Source organism: Limnohabitans planktonicus II-D5, assembly GCF_001270065.2.
Taxonomy (GTDB): Bacteria; Pseudomonadota; Gammaproteobacteria; order Burkholderiales; family Burkholderiaceae_C; genus Limnohabitans_A; species Limnohabitans_A planktonicus.
In genome coordinates this window covers 1-716 of the sequence record NZ_LFYT02000127.1, presented here as the reverse complement: position 1 = coordinate 716, position 716 = coordinate 1, and the positions used below count along the sequence as shown (strand labels likewise).

Here is a 716-nt window from a genome sequence, read left to right as displayed (position 1 = left end):
GCGCCCAGGTCCACGTTGATCTGGTCGCCACCTGTCACCATGATGGCGTCCACGCCCAGCTTGTTCAGGTCTTTGAGGCTGTTGCTCAGGTGCGTGCCCGAAGCAGCTGTGTCCACGTTCAGCGTGATGGTGTCGCCCGCTGCAAAGTCCAGTCCAGCATGGATCAAGGCGTTGGCCTCGACCTGATCGATGCTCACTGACACGTTGTTGCTGCCGCCCAGGTCGATGTGGTCGATGCCCATCGCAGACAAGGCGTCTGCCTTGTTGGCAATGCCTGCCAAGTCCCCAGCTTGAGCGTTCAAGGTCACGCTCAGGGCTGCGTCTTCGCGCTCGCTCAGCACGCGGTCGCCGTTGAGGTCACCAAACAAGGTGGGCAGCTCAAAGTTGATGCCGCCTGTGCCGCTGGCAGACAAGGCCCCTGCGCCCAGGTCCACGTTGATCTGGTCGCCACCTGTCACCATGATCGCGTCCACGCCCAGCTTGTTCAGGTCTTTGAGGCTGTTGCTCAGGTGCGTGCCCGAAGCAGCTGTGTCCACGTTCAGCGTGATGGTGTCGCCCGCTGCAAAGTCCAGTCCAGCATGGATCAAGGCGTTGGCCTCGACCTGATCGATGCTCACTGACACGTTGTTGCTGCCGCCCAGGTCGATGTGGTCGATGCCCATCGCAGACAAGGCGTCTGCCTTGTTGGCAATGCCTGCCACGTCTGAGGCTGCGGC

At 61.6% G+C, this 716-nt stretch carries 1 protein-coding gene; it reads right to left on the bottom strand.

Annotated elements, in window-relative coordinates:
* Positions 1 to 716 (bottom strand): hypothetical protein (locus H663_RS41930; protein ID WP_165803991.1); only part of this gene is annotated, 716 nt, incomplete at both ends.